At 64.9% G+C, this 16573-nt stretch carries 14 protein-coding genes; 7 read left to right on the forward strand and 7 right to left on the reverse strand.

The genetic code is table 11. The features are described from left to right. Positions 1-82: 82 nt before the first annotated feature. Positions 83-388: a hypothetical protein gene (locus BGK68_RS15665; RefSeq protein ID WP_013233877.1), complete on the reverse strand. Its 306-nt coding sequence runs from the start codon at positions 386-388 to the stop codon at positions 83-85. A gap of 259 nt (positions 389-647) precedes the next feature. Here BGK68_RS15665 and BGK68_RS15670 point away from each other — a divergent pair, with 259 nt between their 5' ends. Beyond that, on the forward strand, positions 648-1307 hold the full coding sequence (locus BGK68_RS15670; RefSeq protein WP_013233878.1) for a LysE family transporter: 660 nt from the start codon (positions 648-650) through the stop codon (positions 1305-1307). A gap of 71 nt (positions 1308-1378) precedes the next feature. Here the strand turns inward: BGK68_RS15670 and BGK68_RS15675 are convergent, their stop codons facing one another. Both BGK68_RS15675 and BGK68_RS15680 read right to left on the reverse strand, forming a co-directional pair. Next, positions 1379-1678, reverse strand: a complete 300-nt coding sequence (locus BGK68_RS15675) for a PsiF family protein (RefSeq protein ID WP_013233879.1) — start codon at positions 1676-1678, stop codon at positions 1379-1381. 78 nt (positions 1679-1756) lie between these two features. After that, a complete protein-coding gene (locus tag BGK68_RS15680; RefSeq protein WP_013233880.1) occupies positions 1757-2155 on the reverse strand; it encodes a lysozyme inhibitor LprI family protein in 399 nt (132 codons plus the stop codon). A 165-nt stretch (positions 2156-2320) separates the two neighbouring features. Here BGK68_RS15680 and BGK68_RS15685 point away from each other — a divergent pair, with 165 nt between their 5' ends. The 4 genes from BGK68_RS15685 (at position 2321) to rmuC (ending at position 7228) form a co-directional block, all read left to right on the forward strand. Then, complete coding sequence (locus BGK68_RS15685; RefSeq protein WP_069373732.1) at positions 2321-2671, forward strand: hypothetical protein; 351 nt, start codon at positions 2321-2323, stop codon at positions 2669-2671. An 86-nt stretch (positions 2672-2757) separates the two neighbouring features. Continuing rightward, positions 2758-5256 carry an ABC transporter permease gene (locus BGK68_RS15690; RefSeq protein WP_075257862.1) on the forward strand — a complete coding sequence of 833 codons (2499 nt, stop codon included), beginning with the start codon at positions 2758-2760 and terminating at the stop codon, positions 5254-5256. A gap of 81 nt (positions 5257-5337) precedes the next feature. Continuing rightward, positions 5338-5739, forward strand: coding sequence for a group II truncated hemoglobin (locus BGK68_RS15695; RefSeq protein ID WP_013233882.1), 402 nt, complete (start codon positions 5338-5340; stop codon positions 5737-5739). A gap of 7 nt (positions 5740-5746) precedes the next feature. Further along, positions 5747-7228, forward strand: a complete 1482-nt coding sequence (gene rmuC, locus BGK68_RS15700; RefSeq protein ID WP_233149318.1) for a DNA recombination protein RmuC — start codon at positions 5747-5749, stop codon at positions 7226-7228. A 199-nt stretch (positions 7229-7427) separates the two neighbouring features. On the opposite strand, the gene moeA is transcribed toward rmuC, so the two are convergent. From moeA to BGK68_RS15720, 4 genes are all read right to left on the reverse strand, one after another. Continuing rightward, positions 7428-8714 (reverse strand): molybdopterin molybdotransferase MoeA, encoded by a 1287-nt coding sequence (gene moeA / locus BGK68_RS15705; protein WP_075257864.1) that lies wholly within the window; start codon positions 8712-8714, stop codon positions 7428-7430. Further along, the gene (mobA, locus tag BGK68_RS15710) at positions 8711-9337 is read right to left on the reverse strand and encodes a molybdenum cofactor guanylyltransferase MobA (RefSeq protein ID WP_075257865.1); all 627 of its coding nucleotides are present in this window, start codon (positions 9335-9337) and stop codon (positions 8711-8713) included. Before mobA ends, moeA begins: the two co-directional genes overlap by 4 nt. Positions 9338-9350: 13 nt before the next feature. Then, positions 9351-10466: a GTP 3',8-cyclase MoaA gene (gene moaA / locus BGK68_RS15715; RefSeq protein WP_075257866.1), complete on the reverse strand. Its 1116-nt coding sequence runs from the start codon at positions 10464-10466 to the stop codon at positions 9351-9353. A 297-nt stretch (positions 10467-10763) separates the two neighbouring features. Continuing rightward, positions 10764-13925: an Rne/Rng family ribonuclease gene (locus BGK68_RS15720; RefSeq protein WP_075257867.1), complete on the reverse strand. Its 3162-nt coding sequence runs from the start codon at positions 13923-13925 to the stop codon at positions 10764-10766. 800 nt (positions 13926-14725) lie between these two features. Between BGK68_RS15720 and BGK68_RS15725 the strand changes: the two genes are divergently transcribed. After that, a complete protein-coding gene (locus BGK68_RS15725) occupies positions 14726-15793 on the forward strand; it encodes an RluA family pseudouridine synthase (protein WP_075257868.1) in 1068 nt (355 codons plus the stop codon). 118 nt (positions 15794-15911) lie between these two features. Beyond that, the gene (locus tag BGK68_RS15730; protein ID WP_075257869.1) at positions 15912-16571 is read left to right on the forward strand and encodes an HAD-IIIA family hydrolase; all 660 of its coding nucleotides are present in this window, start codon (positions 15912-15914) and stop codon (positions 16569-16571) included. The last annotated feature ends 2 nt before the right edge of the window (positions 16572-16573 follow it).

Below are 16573 nucleotides of genomic sequence, written 5' to 3' on the forward strand. Positions count from 1 at the left end.
GGTAATGTCGGTAATGTCTGTGACGGTGTCAGTAATGAACCGAATGAATCTGATGAATCAGTAGTACGGCGTGGTGCCGGTCTTACTTGGTCTTGGCAGTGTCGGCGGCCGGCTTGGCGTCAGCGCCTGCGGCTTCCTTCTTTTCTGCCTTCTTCTCGGTCTTGCCTTCAGCCTTGGCTTCCGACTTCTTCTCGGACTTCTTGTGCTTGGCGTGATGTTCGGACTTGGCCTTGGGTGTCGCTTCGGTCTTGCCTGCTTCCGCCTTGGCCGGAGCGGCCGTGGTCGCAGCCGGCGCGGCGGCGGCAGGGGCGGTGGCGCCGCTCTGGGCAAACACCGGCAGGGCCAGCGCGGTCAGCAGGGAAGCGACGATGACGGATTTGGTTTTCATGGCAATTTCCTTTTGAAAGTGGTTATTACGCTCGGCGCTTGATTTTGCGTAATCGCTACATCGTTTCGTTGCGCCTTGCTTCCTATAACGACCCGGCGACGGGAAGGACGACGTCAAAGTGTTTCAATTCATCGTGGATTTGTAAGCATTCGTTGCTGGCGTCGGCGCGGCCCGATTTGCCCGATGTGTGACGGGCCCAGCAGTGCGCGGGCTGCTTCTCTATAATGGTGGGCTTTCCTGTCTGCCCATCGAGATTCCCATGGATTATCAAACCTGGTTTGCCTTCTTCGCCGCTGCCTGCGTCATCGCCATCTCCCCCGGTTCGGGCGCGGTGCTGTCGATGAGCCATGGCCTGAACTACGGTGTGCGCCGCACCAGCGCCACCATCCTCGGGCTGGAGATCGCGCTGGTGGTGATCCTCATCATCGCGGGTGCGGGCGTGGGTTCGCTGCTGGTGGCCTCGGAGACGGCCTTCAATGTCATCAAGGTGGCGGGGGCGCTCTATCTGATCTATCTGGGCTTCTCGCAATGGCGTGCGCGCGTGCCCAGCGAAGAACAGGGCGAAGCGCTGGACGCGGCCAATGCCTCGGCGCGCGCCCATGCTCGCCAGACCTGGTGGCAGCGTTGCATGACCGGTTTTCTCACCAATGCCACCAATCCCAAGGGTATTGTCTTCATGGTGGCGGTGCTGCCGCAGTTCATCGACCACGACCGCCCGCTGTGGCTGCAATTGCTGGTGCTGGCGGTGACCATGGTAGCGGTGGACCTGGTGGTGATGCACGGCTATGCCTTTGCGGCCAGCCGCCTGCAGCGCTTCTTCCGCAGCCAGAAGGCGATCCGAGCGCAGAACCGCTTCTTCGGCGGCGTGCTCATGCTGGTGGGGGCGGGATTGTTCTTCTTCAAGCGCACGCAGCACTGAACTCGCCACCCAATAAAAACCCGCAAGCCAGTGACTTGCGGGTTTTTTATTGCCAGTGGCCGGAAGGGGGATTACTTGTCCTTCTTCAGGCAGGACGACATGAAGGCCTTGCGTTCGTCGCCTTTCTTGCCGGCGGCGTCGGCATTGCACTGCTTCATCTTGTCCTGTTGGGTGGCCGGTTTGGGCGCGTCCTTCTTCAGACAGGACGACATGAAGGCCTTGCGTTCGTCACCTTTCTTGCCAGAGGCGGTGGCGTCGGCATTACACTGCTTCATCTTGTTCTGCTGGGCGTTTTCCGCCATGGCGGGGGAAGCCACCAGCAGCGGTGCGGCCAGTGCGAAAGTGGTCATGGCGAAGAGCAGTTTTTTCATTGGATTCTCCCAGGGGCTGGTGGATGCGGTGTCTGTTAATTCAGACGAGCGCATTACAGCATGAAAGTTTGCCACTGACTAGCGTACGCAGGCCACGTCCCCCTCCTGGCAACCGGCCAGGGCCTTGAGCTCATCGGTGCGCTGGCGCGTCTTCTCGGCCAGGCAGGTCTGGCGCACCGTGGCGGCGACCGAGCCGCCGGCGCTGGCGGCGCTTTCGAAGCGGCAGGACAGGTCACGGTATTTCAGCCAGGCCAGTTGTACTTCGCGCAACTCGTTCTGGCGGGCGCGGTCGAGCTTGTCGCGGTAGGCCATGTAGGTGGCGTTGAGGTCGGCGTCGCTCTGGGTCAGGGTCTGCGAGGCGCAGGCATTCATCTCGGCCTGGGTGGCGGCCTTGGTGCAGTCGGCGGCCTGGGCGGCCTGACTGCCCAGGACCAGCAATGCGCCCAGCAGGGACAGGGAACGCAAGAGAGCTTTCATCTTTGGGGACTCCATGGGCGAGGACGAAGCCGCAGCGGGACCGCGTACCGTGCTTCGTCGGGATAAAATCACGTTTTGCGTGTCTTAGAAGAACGCGCAAGGCTGAGGTTCTCGGTCATTTGCAACAAGCCGTATCCGGCATGAGCCGAAAAAGGAGAGGTAGCGATGGGATTGAGCTGGTTGTCTGCCATCAAGTTGATTCCCTGGGGCGATGTGGTCCAGGCCACGCCGGGCATCGTCAAGGGCGCGCGCGAACTGTGGTCGCGCACCCGCAAGGCCAATACGGCGGCCCAGGCCCCGCAGGTCGCGCCCGCCGCCACCGATGCCGAACGGCTGGCCCAGCGTATCGGCCAGCTCGAGGCCGAGCAGTTGGAAGCCACCCAGCTCATCAACACCCTGGCCGAGCAGAATGCACAGCTGGTGGCCACCGTCGATGGCATGCGCCGCCGCCTGCGCATGCAGACGGCCTTCTGCGTGCTGCTGGCGGTGGGGTTGGCGGCGCTGTGGTGGCGCTAAAGCATTCTTAGGCATCCTTGGACACTCTGAAGCGGCCTTGCTGAGGCACAGGCCGCCTTTTTCATCCCATTACCTCTCTTTTCCGCATGTTCCTACAAGCACTGCGCATGACCTGGCGCGACTGGCGCACAGGTGAACTCCGTTTCCTGCTGATCGCGTTGATCGTGGCAGTGGCCTCGCTGTCTTCGGTCGGTTTCTTCGTGGACCGCATGCGCGCGGGCATGACCCGCGACGCCCACCAGTTGCTGGGCGCCGACCTGCTGGTGGCGGCAGACCAGCCCTTGCCGCCGCAATGGATGCAGCGTGCCGCCGCGCAGGGCCTGCAGCAGGCGCAGACCCAGGTCTTCCCGAGCATGGCCCAGGCCGGGGAGGGCGATGCGGCGCGTGCGGTGCTCGCGTCCATCAAGGCGGTCACGGCGGGCTATCCGCTGCGCGGCCAGCTCAGGTTGCAAACGGCGTCGGGTGCTGACCGTCCGGCTGAGGGCATCCCCCAGCCAGGCACGGTCTGGGTAGATCCGCAAATCCTCTCGCAACTGGATGTGCGGGTGGGCGATACCCTCAAGATCGGTGACCTGCCCCTGAAGATCGCGGCGGTCATCGCCGTGGAGCCTGATCGCGGCAGCGCCTTCGTCAACTTCGCCCCCCGCGTGATGCTGGGCGAGGCCGACCTGGCCGCCACCCATCTGGTGCAGGTCGGCTCGCGCGTGACCTATCGCTTGCTTCTCGCCGGGCCGGCGCCAGTCGTCAAGCAATTCCAGCAAGAGGTGGAGCGGCAGATCGAGGCCGACAAGCTGCGCGGCGTGCGCCTGGAATCGCTGGAAAACGGCCGCCCCGAGATGCGCGCCACGCTGGACCGCGCCGAGCAGTTCCTCTCCCTGGTGGGCCTGCTGTCGGCCATGCTGGCCGCGCTGGCCGTGGCGATGGCGGCGCGCCGCTTCATGCTGCGCCACCTGGACGCCTGCGCCATGCTGCGCTGTTTTGGCCTCACGCAGGCGCAGGTGACGCGGCTGTACCTGGGTGAATTCCTGCTGGTCGGCCTGGCCGCCAGCGTGCTGGGCATGCTCATCGGCTATGCCGCCCATTTCGCGCTGCTGCAATGGCTGGGCAATTTCATGCCGACCGCCTTGCCGCCTGCCGGCTGGCAGCCGGCCGTGCAGGGCGTGGCGGCCGGCCTGTTGCTGCTGCTGGGGTTTGCCTTGCCACCCATCCTGCAATTGCGCAACGTGCCGCACAACCGCGTGATCCGCCGCGATCAGCTCGCACCGCAACCCTTGACGGTGGCGACTTACGGGCTGGGTACCCTGGTGTTCTCCGGCTTGCTGCTGTGGCAGGCGGGTGACCTGAAGCTGGGCCTGCTGACCATCGCCGGTTTCCTCGGCGGCTTTGGCCTGTTTGCGCTGGTGGCGTGGCTGTGCCTGCGGGGACTGCGTTCGCTGCGCGGCCTGGTGGATCGCCAGAGCTGGCGCTTTGCCATCGACGGCCTGCAACGCCGTCCTGCTGCTGCCGTGATGCAGGTGGTGGCGCTGGGATTGGGCCTCATGGCGCTGCTGTTGCTGACGGTCATTCGCGGCGATCTGGTGGGTGCTTGGCGTGAGGCCACTCCCGCCGATGCTCCCAACCGCTTCATCATCAACATCCAGCCCGACCAGCGCCAGGCGGTGGAACAGTTGCTGCGCCAGGGCGGGGTGGGTGATGTTGCGCTGTATCCGATGATCCGTGGCCGGCTGGTGCAGATCAACGGGCGCGCCATCAGCGCCGCCGACTATGCCGAGGATCGCGCCAAGCGCCTGGTGGACCGTGAGTTCAATCTCTCGACCCTGCGCGAGATCCCCCCTGGCAATGGCATCGTGGCGGGTCGCTGGTACGACGACAGCCAGCCGGAAGCCTCGGTGGAACGCGGCCTGGCTCAGACGCTGGGGATCAAGCTGGGTGACCGCCTGCAATTCGACATCGCCGGGCAACTGGTGGAAGCTCCTGTGACCAGCCTGCGCAAGCTGGAATGGGGCTCGTTGCGGGTGAATTTCTTTGTCATCCTCAATCCCACGCTGATGCGCGACACGCCGCAAAGCTGGATCACCGCCGTCCATCTGAACCCGCAGCAGGAAGCGCTGGGCAACACCCTCACGCGTGACTATCCCAACCTCACCGTGGTCGATATCGGCAGCGTGCTGCGCCAGATCCAGGACGTGGTGGGGCAGGTGATCTCGGCGGTGGAATTCCTGTTCCTCTTCACGCTCTGCTCCGGCGTGCTGGTGCTGTATGCGGCGCTGGCAGGCTCGCAGGACGAGCGGGTGCGCGAGGCCGGACTGTTGCGCGCGCTGGGCGCCACCCGCGTGGAGTTGGCGCGCGCCCAGCGCATCGAGGTGCTGCTGGTGGGTGCCTTGGCGGGGTTGCTGGCGGCCAGCGGGGCGGCTGCTATTGGCTGGGCGCTGGTGCACTATGTCTTCAATTTCGACTGGAGCTTCAGCCCGCTGGTATGGCTGGCCGGCATGGGCCTGGGTGCAGCCTGCTCGGCGCTGGGTGGCTGGGCCGGGTTGCGCCATGTGCTGCGCCGTCCGCCCTTGCAGACGCTGCGCGAGGCCTGATGCGCGCCAGGTCAAATCGCCTGCATATCGCCGCCGGGCGGCCCGCCGTGGGCTGGCCGGCTGCGGTATCATGACGCTCTTATGCAAATCGAAGACCCCAACCAACCCACCACCTTCGAACTCATCGGCGGCGCGGAAAAACTGCGCGAGATGGTCGACCGTTTCTATGACCTGATGGACCTGGAGCCGGAGTTCGCCGGCATCCGCGCCCTGCATCCGCCCTCGCTGGAGGGTTCGCGCGAGAAGACCTACATGTTCCTCTCCGGCTGGACCGGCGGTCCCAGCCTGTACATGGAGAAGTTCGGCCATCCGCGCCTGCGGGCGCGCCACCTGCCTTTCCCCATCGGCATTTCGGAGCGCGACCAGTGGCTGCGCTGCATGACCTGGGCCATGCAGGACGTGGGCCTGCCGGAAGACCTGATGAAACGCCTGCTGGCAGCGCTCTACCAGACCGCTGACTGGATGCGCAACAAGCCCGAGTAAGCTCCCCATGAACCCATTCGAGATGATCCTGGCCGGCCTGGTGGTGGCCGGCATCGTGCTGCAGGTGCTGGTGCTGCTGCGTTCGGGCCAGCGCGAGGAGGCCAGCGCCGAGGTCGAAGAGATGCTGGAGCACATGCAGCAGGTGCTCCAGCGCCACCAGCAGGATATCGGCGAGCGCATCGAGCGCGAGCTGCGCAGCCAGGTCCAGGCCAGCGCCCAGAGCACGCGCCAGGAGCTGGGCGCCAGCTTCGCGCAGCTGCAACAGACGCTGGCGACCCAGATGGCCAGCGTGGCCAGCCTGCAGAACCAGCAGATCGATGGCTTTGCCCAGCAACTGGTCAAGCTCAACGAGACCAATGCCCAGCAGCTGGACAGCATGCGTCAGTCCATCACGCTGCAGGCCCAGGTCAGCCGCGAGGAGCAGGCGGTCTCGCTCAAGCGCTTTGGCGATACCCTGAACCAGCAACTGTCGGCCCTGACCGAGTCCAACGCCCAGCGCATGGGCGAAGTGCGGGCCACGCTGGAAGCCAAGATCAAGGACCTGCAGACCGACAACGCGCAAAAGCTCGACGAGATGCGCAAGACCGTCGATGAGAAGCTGCACGCCACGCTGGAGCAACGTCTGGGCGAATCCTTCAAGCTGGTGTCGGACCGCCTGGACAAGGTCCACCAGGGACTGGGCGAGATGCAGCAACTGGCCACCGGCGTGGGCGATCTCAAGCGCGTGCTGACCAATGTGAAGACTCGTGGCACCTGGGGCGAAGTCCAGCTGGAAATCCTGCTGGAGCAGATGCTCACTCCCGAGCAGTACGGCAAGAACGTCGAGACCGTGCGCGGTAGCGGCGAGCGGGTCGAATTCGCCATCCGCCTGCCGGGCGGGAAGGAAGCGGGCGAGCCGGTGTGGATGCCGATCGATGCCAAATTCCCCAAGGAACAGTACGAACGCCTGGTCGAGGCCGCCGAGCGCGCCGACGCCGATGGTGTGGCCGCCGCCGGCAAGGAGCTCGAGCGCGCCGTGCGCACCGAGGCCAGGACGATTGCCGAGAAATACCTGTCGCCGCCACTGACGACCGATTTCGCCATCCTCTTCCTGCCCACCGAAGGCCTGTATGCCGAGGTGATGCGCAGGCCTGGCCTGTCCGATGATCTGCAGCGCAGCTGCCGGGTCACCATTGCCGGACCCTCTACCTTGTCGGCGCTGCTCAACAGCTTGCAGATGGGTTTCCGCACCCTGGCGCTGGAAAAGCGTTCTTCGGAAGTGTGGCAGGTGCTGGGCGCAGTCAAGACCGAGTTCGGCAAGTTCGGTGAAGTGTTGGCCTCCACCAAGACCGCCCTGGAACGCGCCGCCCGCAACATCGACCAGGCCGAGACCCGGACCCGCCAGATGACCCGCAAGCTCAAGTCGGTGGAAGCCTTGCCGGCAGACGCTGCGCAGAAGCTGCTGGGCGCGGCGGAACCAGACCTGGGCGAGTCGGACGAGGCAGTGTGAGCGCGATGCAATCGCAGCACGGAAAATTGAACCCGTCCGTCCTTGATTTGCTGGCGTTCTGAACCTCCCGTTCGGACTGAGTAGCTGCGCAAGCAGCGTATCGAAGGCGCGCTACCGGTGGTGCGCCCTTCGATACGACGCGATGCGTCTACTCAGGGAGAACGGGGTGGGAGAGGTGCGTCGATCTGGCTGAACTGATTCACACCAGTCCGTCGAACAAGACCACCGCCACTTCTTCACCCGCAGCCACATCGCCGCGATCATGCTCCAGTTCGATGATGCAATTGGCATCTGACATGGAGCGCAGGATGCCCGAGCCTTGCATGCCGGTCAGGCGCACACTCCAGTTTCCACTGTCATCAGGCGCCAGGATGCCGCGCTGGTACTCGGTGCGCCCGGCCTTCTTGCGGATCGCCGTGGCGGTCTTCACGCGCAGGCGTGGCAAGGGTTTGGTTTCGGCCCCGGCCAGGCGTAGCAGGGCGTCGCGCACGAAGAAGGAAAAGCTCACCGTCACCGCCACCGGATTGCCCGGCAGGCCGAACAGGTAGGCCTCCCGCCCGCGCGAACGGATGCGGCCAAAGGCCAGCGGACGGCCCGGACGCATGGCGATCTTCCAGAAGGCCATCTCGCCCAGGCTGGCCATGATCTGCTTGGTATAGTCGGCCACTCCGACCGACACGCCCCCCGAAGTGATGACCGCATCGGCCTCTTCACAGGCGCTGCGGAAAGCCGCTTCCAGCGCTACCGGATCGTCCGGCACTACGCCCATGTCGAGCACATCGCAGCCCAGGCGCGTGAGCATGCCGTGCAGGGTGTAGCGGTTGGAGTCGTAGACGCAGCCCTCATCGAGCGGCTCGCCCACTGAACGCAATTCGTCGCCGGTAGAGAAGAAGGCCACGCGCAGGCGGCGCTGCACCGGCACCTCGGCCAGGCCCAGCGAGGCCAGCAGGCCGATGTCGGAAGGCCGCAGTATGCGCCCGCGCGGCAGCGCCACGTTGCCTAACGCCAGGTCTTCGCCACGCAGACGGCGGTTGTCACCGGCACGCACGCGACCGGGTGGCACGGTGACCGCGCTCTGGTCTGCATCCACCGTCAATTCCTGCGGGATGACCGTGTCGCAACCTGCGGGCATGGGCGCACCGGTCATGATGCGCACGCACTGACCAGGCCCGACCTGGCCCGTGAAGCGGTCCCCGGCACGGACTTCGCCGATGATCTGCAGGCGCAGTTCGCGGCCCTCGGCCAGGTCTTCGCCGCGCAGCGCATAGCCATCCATGGCCGAGTTGTCATGCGCGGGGACATCGATGCGCGAGACGATGTCTTGCGCCAGCACGCGCGAGAGGGCGCTGCGGATAGGCAGTTTTTCGACCGCCTCGATGGGGTGGATGAACTCGCGGATCACCGCCTGGGCGCGCTCCACGGTCATGGCGTGCGGGTCATAGCCGCTGATGCAGCTGACGATATCGTTCAGGGAAGGAGGGGTCATTGTTCTTCTTCGAGCCGTTGCAGTTCCAGCCCGGTATTGATGTTGCAGAAGGCACGCTCGTCGGGAAACTCGACTTCCACGCAGGCCAGTGTAGCGAACCAGTGGTCCATCTTGCGCTCGCCGGCGGCCAGGAAGGCTTGCAGCGAGGCTTGCGTGGAGCGGCGCAGCAGGGAGCAGACAGGATGGCGCTGCCGGCCATGCGCGCCATCGGTAAGCGCCACCGCAGCGTCGGCGCCGGCCTCGGCCAGCGCAGTGGCCAGCCGGGCCACCATGTCGTAGGGAATCAGCGGTGAGTCGCAGGGGGTACTGGCCAGGAAATCGGTGGTGCAATGGACCAGCCCGCTGTGCAGGCCGGCCAGCGGGCCGGGGAAGCCTTCCTCCAGGTCATGCCAGACCGGATAGCCGAAGCGGGCATAGTCCAGCTGGGAACGGTTGGCGTTGATGGCCAGCGGGCCGACCTGGGGCGCCAGCCTTTCCAGCACATGCTGCACCAGCGGTTTGCCATGCAGCAACTGCAGGCCTTTGTCGACGCCGCCCATGCGCGTGCCACGGCCGCCGGCCAAGACCAGGCCGGTGATGTGGCTGGCGGAGAAGATGGGGTTGGTGGTGGCGGCGGAGCGCATGATCGGCCCCGGCTCAGCCGCCGATATAGGACATCTCGACCTTGCGCAGCGGTGCTTCCCGCAGGGCGCTGCGCAATTCGGAATAACGATCGCCACGCTGGCCCCACAGTGCCGCGATGGCTCCGGCGATCTCGGCATCGCTGCCGCCGCTGCGCACGATGCTGCGCAAGTCGTGGCCCTCGCTGGCGAAGAGGCAGGTGTAGACCTTCCCCTCGGTGGACAGGCGGGCGCGCGAGCAATCCTGGCAGAAGGCCTGGGTGACGCTGGAGATGACGCCGATCTCGCCGCTGCCATCGGCATAGCGCCAGCGCTCGGCGGTTTCACCGGTGTAGTTGGGATCGGCCACTTCCAGTGGCATCTCGGCGGCGATCAGTCGCACCACCTCGGCCGAGGGCAAGACCTCATCCATGCGCCAGCCGTTGGAGGAACCCACGTCCATGTATTCGATGAAGCGCAGGATGGCCGGCGTGCCCTTGAAATAGCGCGCCATGGGCAGGATCTGGTCGTCGTTGACGCCTTTCTTGACCACCATGTTGATCTTCACCGGACCCAGGCCGGCGGCGTGGGCGGCGGCGATGCCCTCCAGCACGCGCGCCACCGGGAAATCGACGTCGTTCATGCGGCGGAAGCTCTCGTCATCGAGCGAATCCAGCGATACCGTCACGCGCTTGAGTCCGGCGTCCTTGAGTGCCTGGGCCTTTTGCTTCAACAGGGTGCCGTTGGTGGTCAGGGTGAGATCGACAGGCTCGCCCTCAGGCGTGCGCAGGGCGGCCAGCATGCCGATCAGGGTCTCGATGTTCTTGCGCAGCAGGGGTTCGCCGCCGGTCAGGCGGATCTTGCGCACGCCATGGGCGACGAACTGGGCCGCTACGCGGGTCAGTTCCTCGAAGGTCAGCAGATCCGAATGCGGCAGGAACTGGTACTGCTTGTCGAACACATCCTTGGGCATGCAATAGACGCAACGGAAATTGCAGCGGTCGGTGACCGAGATGCGCAGGTCATGCAGCGGGCGGCCCAGGCTGTCGCTGAGCCAGCCGGTGGGTTGCACTGCCATCGGCGCAAGCCGTCCTGCCTCGTTGGCGGGGAAGGCTTGCCGGTAATCGACGATGGGAATGACGCGCTGGTTCATGCTGGCTGGCGGTAACAGGTGTGTAACGATAGCACGGCTGGCGATCCGGCGTAGATGCATGATCATGCATATTTCCCGGCGTCTAACCGATCAGTGCTGCGCAACCCCAGCACCGGCGCGGCCCAGGCAGAATGGGCGCGGAAAGAGGGCTTGCACTGTATCGCGCGGGTCTTCGGTCAACTGTCACCAAATAGGGGCTGGATTGCCGATGGCAAGACGCGCCGCCTATGAGGCTGACAACGAAAAAGGGAGCCGAAGCTCCCTTTTTTCTGGACCATCAGGCGCTTGCCTGGTCGATCAACGACGCGTTTCCACCTGCACCAGCGGCTCGGTCGACTGCGGCGGCAACGGCTTGCGCTCGCGTGGCGCGCGCGGCGCCGGCTCGAAGGCCGCTGCGGCTTCCTGAGCTGCACGCAGCTTGACCGGATCGGTGGTGGCCAGGGTCAGACCGGCCTGCGACAGCATCTGCTGCAGCGAGTCCCACTGGGCGCCATTGCCGGCGGTTTGCACCGGGGCAGGGGCTGCTTGCGGGGCTGGCGCGGCAGGCGCTGCTGGTGCAGCAGGCGCGGAGGCAACCACCGGCGCTGCTTCCACAGCGTCCAGCAGGCTGATCTGCTGCTGCACCACCGGAGCGGGCGCTGCAACAGGTTCGGCAGCCACCGCAGGGACTACTTCCACAGGTGCTTCCGAAGCTGCCGGAGCCTGCACTGGCGCTTGTACCGGCGCTGGCGCGAAGCTGGCGTCGATGGACGGCGCGACCGGCTCGATGGCGGGCTGGTGCGAGAAGACGGCTTCGGTAGCTTCGGCAGCTGCAGCGGCCACGGCTTCCACCGAGTTGACGCCGCTTTCTACCTTTGCTGCGCTCTCTGCAACAGGGGCATTCTCTGCGGCCGGTACCGGCGATGCGGCAAAGGAGGCCTGGGCCACGGCAGCCTGCGCCGAGGCTGCAGCGGCATCCGCCACGGGCACGAAGGCCGGGGTGACAGCCTCAGCACCTTCTGCGGCTTCAGCGCCATCACCTTCAGCGCCGTCGCCAGCTTCGGCGTTGTCGATCAGGTTGCCGTTCTCGTCGCGTTCACGGCGATGACGGTTGCGACCGCCGCGACGGCGGCGGCGACGCGGCTCGCTTGCGCCTTCGGCGGTTTCAGCGCCTTCGACAGCTTCGCCAGCTTCGATCTGCGCGGCGTCCACTTGCGTGGCGGCCTCATCGCTGGCGATGACGGCTGCACCAGCGGCCACGGCCACACCGGCAGTGCCGGCAGCCAGGGCGGCTTCCAGCGGCAGGCCTTCCTCGGACTTGGCTTCCTTGCGTTCGCCACGCGGGGCGCGCGGTTCACGCGGCTCGCGAGGAGCACGCGGTTCACGGCCTTCGCGGCCTTCACGCGGCTCACGGGCTTCGCGAGGCTCACGGTTTTCACGCGGCTCGTTGCGGCGGGCTTCCTTGGCTTCCTGGCCGTCACGGGCCTGGGCCTGGAGTTCGCGCGGTTCACGCGGCTCGCGGCCTTCCTTGGGTTCGCGCGGAGGACGCGGTGCGCGCACCTGCTTGCCTTCGGCGGCTTCGCCTGCCTTCAGTTCGGTAGCAACCGGGTTGCGGCCATTGCGCTCTGCGCGTTCGCCACGCTCGTTACGGTTGCGGCTGCGGCCATTGCGATCGCCGCCACGGCCATTGCGCTCACCTTCACGCTTGGCGGGGGCCTTGGCTTCCACCGGAGCAGGAGCCGCCACCGGCGCGACCGGCTTCTTGCGGAAGAAGCTGAAGATCTTGCCCAGCAGGCCCGATTCCGGCGCCAGCGTCGGCGGCGGCACAGGAGCAGCCACCGGTTCCGGGGCCTTGCGCTCGACGATGGGGGCCGGCTGGTCGGGGGTGATGCCCTTGACCACGGCTTCCTGGCGCGGACGCACTTCTTCCTTCTGGCGCTTGCTGTAGCCGATGTCGGTGTCGGCCTGCTCGGCCATGGTGTAGCTGGCTTGGGCCTCGTCCAGGCGCGGATCGTCGTGCTTGATCCGTTCCATCTTGTAGTGCGGGGTTTCCAGGTGCTTGTTGGGGATCATGATGACCGTGACGCGATGGCGCGTCTCGATCTTCAGGATTTCGCCACGCTTCTCGTTCAACAGGAAGGCGGCCACATCGACCGGGGCCTGCACGTGGATGGCGGCCGAATTTTCCTTCATGGCCTCTTCCTGGATGATACGCAGCACCTGCAGGGCGGAGGATTCGGTATCGCGGATGTGGCCGGTGCCGTTGCAACGCGGGCAGGTCACGTGGCTGCCTTCGGAGAGCGACGGACGCAGGCGCTGGCGCGACAGTTCCATCAGGCCAAAGCGCGAGATCTTGCCCATCTGAACGCGGGCGCGGTCGTGGTGCAGGGCGTCCTTGAGACGGCCTTCCACTTCGCGCTGGTTCTTGGAATTCTCCATGTCGATGAAGTCGATCACGATCAGGCCGCCCAGGTCGCGCAGGCGCAACTGGCGGGCCACTTCATCAGCCGCTTCGAGGTTGGTGTTGAAGGCGGTGGTCTCGATGTCGCTGCCACGGGTGGCGCGCGCCGAGTTCACGTCCACCGACACCAGCGCTTCGGTGTGGTCGATCACGATGGCGCCGCCGGAAGGCAGCGGGACCGTACGCGAGTAGGCGGTCTCGATCTGGTGTTCGATCTGGAAGCGCGAGAACAGCGGCACGTCGTCGCGGTAGCGCTTGACGCGGTGGACCATGTCCGGCATCACGTGGGCCATGAACTGCTGGGCCTGGTCGTGGATGTCGTCGGTATCGATGAGGATTTCGCCGATATCGGGCTGGAAGTAGTCGCGGATGGCGCGGATGACCAGCGAGGACTCCTGGTAGATCAGGAAGGCGCCCGAGGCGGACTGGCCGGCGCCTTCGATGGCGCGCCACAGTTGCATCAGGTAGTTCAGGTCCCACTGCAGCTCATCGACGTTGCGGCCGATGCCGGCAGTGCGGGCGATGACGGACATGCCATTGGGCAGGTCCAGCTTGTCCATGGTCTCGCGCAGTTCCTGGCGGTCTTCGCCTTCGACACGGCGGGAGACGCCGCCGCCGCGCGGGTTGTTGGGCATGAGCACCAGATAGCGGCCGGCCAGGGAGATGAACGAGGTCAGGGCGGCGCCCTTGTTGCCACGTTCTTCCTTCTCGACCTGGACGATGATTTCCTGACCTTCGCGCAGCGCTTCCTTGATGCTGGCGTTGCGGACGTCGATGCCTTCCTTGAAGTAGGTACGGGCCACTTCCTTGAAAGGAAGGAAGCCGTGGCGCTCTTCGCCGTAGTTGACGAAGCAGGCTTCCAGCGAGGGCTCGATGCGGGTGATGACGCCCTTGTAGATGTTGGACTTGCGCTGTTCGCGCCCAGTCGTTTCGATGTCGATGTCGATCAGCTTCTGACCGTCAACGATCGCTACGCGCAGTTCTTCCTGCTGCGTTGCGTTGAACAACATACGTTTCATGTTTTCACTCCGGGACCCGTAGGTCCTTCAAATGGCCCGTCCGTATGTGGTAGCGGGCCAAAAGTACAGGGGATGTACGCGGGAACGAAGTGATCGGGGGAGGGAATTGCCTTGATTGTGTGAGTGCGCCTTAGCGGGCGCTCCAGCACAAAGGGGCGCGGATGCGGTGGACCGGAACGCCGGGCAGCGCCGTATCCGCGCCGCGCGCTCCGCCATAGGCGGTCGCGCAGGCAACTGCGGACGGTAAGCTGGTCTGTGGAGCCAAACGTAACATATCAATTGGGTTGGCGACGGCGATCGGGTTTCACTGCATCAACCGGCAAGCTTCGCGACGCTCGGCCTGGATTGCGGCATGGCCCGTGCGATGCGCTGCAAGAGGGAAGGCGGATGAGCCTGCCGCTATTGCGCTGCTGGTCGCCGGTGGGCTGTGCACTGCTGTCCTGGGTCGGAACGCCGGATGCGAGTCTTGCCAGACTTTTATCCTGATGATCCAAACAATTCTGTTCCGCTTCCAAGTGCGTTATCCGATTGCAACTGCGGTGCAAACTGGACTCGCGCAGGGAAGATGCGTACTCGTTTCGAGGCCTTTATGTGGACCAGGCAAGCGGATGATCGGCTGTATTGTCAACCGTTGCAGCGCTTTTGAAGCGTCTGCGATGCCGCGCGTCGTGGTTTTCGGGGCCCCCTCCGTCTATTTTGCAAATGAGCGAGGCTGACGAAGTCTCCTCTTGTGTAGAATGTTCCTTTTTATTCTACTGACGCTGCTTTTTTGTTCAGCGTCGAACGATTATATATTCAAAATGAAGGACTTAGCGAGATTTTCTAGGGGGGCTTCTGAAAGCGCCAAAGCGGCGCCGGCCTCCCGGAACGCAACAGCCTCGCAGAGCGTCCCTCAGGTGCAGTTGCTGACCATTTCCGACGAAGAGGCGGGCCAGCGGATTGACAATTTCCTGCTGCGGGTCTGCAAAGGCGTTCCGAAAAGCCATATCTACCGTGTCCTGCGCTCGGGCGAGGTGCGCGTCAACAAGGGCCGCATCGACCAGACCTATCGGCTGGCCGAAGGCGACGTGGTGCGCGTGCCGCCAATACGAGTTGCAGAGAAGCAAGAAACGGTGGTGCCGGGGGCGGAATTCCGTATCCTTCTGGAAGACAGCCACCTGCTGGTCATCGACAAGCCGGCCGGCGTGGCCGTGCACGGCGGTTCCGGGGTGAGCTACGGCGTCATCGAGCAGTTGCGCGCGGCCCGGCCGCAGGCCAAGTTCCTGGAACTGGTGCACCGGCTGGACCGCGACACTTCCGGCGTCCTGTTGATCGCCAAGAAGCGCTCGGCCCTGACCAACCTGCACGACCAGATGCGCGAGGGCACCACCGACAAGCGCTACTTCACCCTGGTCCAGGGCGACTGGAAGAATGCCCGCCAGCATGTGAAGTTGCCGCTCTTCAAGTACAGCACACCTGATGGTGAGCGCCGCGTGCGGGTGCAGGCCGATGGCCAGCCTTCGCATACGGTGTTTTCGCTGTTGCGCCGTTTCGGCGACTTCGCCTTGCTGGAAGCCGAACTCAAGACCGGGCGCACCCACCAGATCCGGGTGCACCTGTCTTCCAGCGGCTTTCCCATCGTCGGCGACGACAAGTATGGCGATTTCGCCCTCAACAAGGCGCTGCAGAAGGCCGATGGCCGCCGCATCGCCTTCAAGCGCATGTTCCTGCACGCCTGGCGCATCAGCTTCAGGCATCCGGAGTCGGGCGACACCGTCACCCTCAAGGCCGGCCTGCCGCAGGAATGCGCCAGCTTCCTGCGCAGCCTGGAAGGCGGCGAGGAGGGCGAGCTGTTGCCCTACGGCATGCTGGCTGACGCGGAGGGCTGAAGGACAGTACACGGAGTTGGCCGGGATATGATACTTTCTGCCCGGAATTAACAGAATCGCATGCCCGTTCGCCAATGTGGATCTGGCGACGGGCGGGCAAGCAAAGAGCATCTCAATCATGGCAAGAAAGCAATTCGACCTGATCGTCTTCGACTGGGACGGCACCCTGATGGACAGCACCTCCACCATCGTGCGCTGCATCCAGGCGGCGGCGCGCGACCTGGGTCTGCCCATTCCCGACAAGAGCGCGGCTTCCTACGTGATCGGGCTGGGCTTGCAGGATGCGATGCAGGCCGCCATCCCGGATGTGGACCCGAAGTATTACCCGCGCATCGTCGAGCGTTATCGTCATCATTACCTGGGCCAGGACAAGGACCTCACCCTCTTCGAGGGCGTGCCCGAGATGCTGGCCGACCTGTCGCAGCAGGGTTATTTCCTGGCCGTGGCCACCGGCAAGAGCCGGGTCGGGCTGAACCGGGCCATGAACACGACCGGATTGCTGTCGATGTTCGACGCCACCCGTTGCGCCGATGAAACCTTTTCCAAGCCGCATCCGGCCATGCTGCAGGAACTGACCCGCGAGCTGGGTCAGGACATGCATCGCACCCTGATGATCGGCGACACCACGCACGACCTGCAGATGGCTATCAATGCCGGCGCGGCCGGGGTGGCGGTAGAATTCGGCGCGCATCCGCCGCAACAGTTGCAGACCCTGTCGCCGCTGTACTCGGCGCGCTCCATCCGCGAACTGCACCAGTGGCTCTGCGATCACGCATAAGG

The organism is Herbaspirillum camelliae, assembly GCF_001929405.1.
Taxonomy (GTDB): Bacteria; Pseudomonadota; Gammaproteobacteria; order Burkholderiales; family Burkholderiaceae_D; genus Herbaspirillum; species Herbaspirillum seropedicae.

Excerpts from the sequence above, each read along its gene's own strand:
- BGK68_RS15665 (WP_013233877.1), bottom strand. The coding sequence starts at position 388 with ATGAAAACCAAATCCGTCATCGTCGCTTCCCTGCTGACCGCGCTGGCC.
- BGK68_RS15670 (WP_013233878.1), top strand. The coding sequence starts at position 648 with ATGGATTATCAAACCTGGTTTGCCTTCTTCGCCGCTGCCTGCGTCATC.
- BGK68_RS15675 (WP_013233879.1), bottom strand. The coding sequence starts at position 1,678 with ATGAAAAAACTGCTCTTCGCCATGACCACTTTCGCACTGGCCGCACCG.
- BGK68_RS15680 (WP_013233880.1), bottom strand. The coding sequence starts at position 2,155 with ATGAAAGCTCTCTTGCGTTCCCTGTCCCTGCTGGGCGCATTGCTGGTC.
- BGK68_RS15685 (WP_069373732.1), top strand. The coding sequence starts at position 2,321 with ATGGGATTGAGCTGGTTGTCTGCCATCAAGTTGATTCCCTGGGGCGAT.
- BGK68_RS15690 (WP_075257862.1), top strand. The coding sequence starts at position 2,758 with ATGTTCCTACAAGCACTGCGCATGACCTGGCGCGACTGGCGCACAGGT.
- BGK68_RS15695 (WP_013233882.1), top strand. The coding sequence starts at position 5,338 with ATGCAAATCGAAGACCCCAACCAACCCACCACCTTCGAACTCATCGGC.
- rmuC (WP_233149318.1), top strand. The coding sequence starts at position 5,747 with ATGAACCCATTCGAGATGATCCTGGCCGGCCTGGTGGTGGCCGGCATC.
- moeA (WP_075257864.1), bottom strand. The coding sequence starts at position 8,714 with ATGACCCCTCCTTCCCTGAACGATATCGTCAGCTGCATCAGCGGCTAT.
- mobA (WP_075257865.1), bottom strand. The coding sequence starts at position 9,337 with ATGCGCTCCGCCGCCACCACCAACCCCATCTTCTCCGCCAGCCACATC.
- moaA (WP_075257866.1), bottom strand. The coding sequence starts at position 10,466 with ATGAACCAGCGCGTCATTCCCATCGTCGATTACCGGCAAGCCTTCCCC.
- BGK68_RS15720 (WP_075257867.1), bottom strand. The coding sequence starts at position 13,925 with ATGAAACGTATGTTGTTCAACGCAACGCAGCAGGAAGAACTGCGCGTA.
- BGK68_RS15725 (WP_075257868.1), top strand. The coding sequence starts at position 14,726 with ATGAAGGACTTAGCGAGATTTTCTAGGGGGGCTTCTGAAAGCGCCAAA.
- BGK68_RS15730 (WP_075257869.1), top strand. The coding sequence starts at position 15,912 with ATGGCAAGAAAGCAATTCGACCTGATCGTCTTCGACTGGGACGGCACC.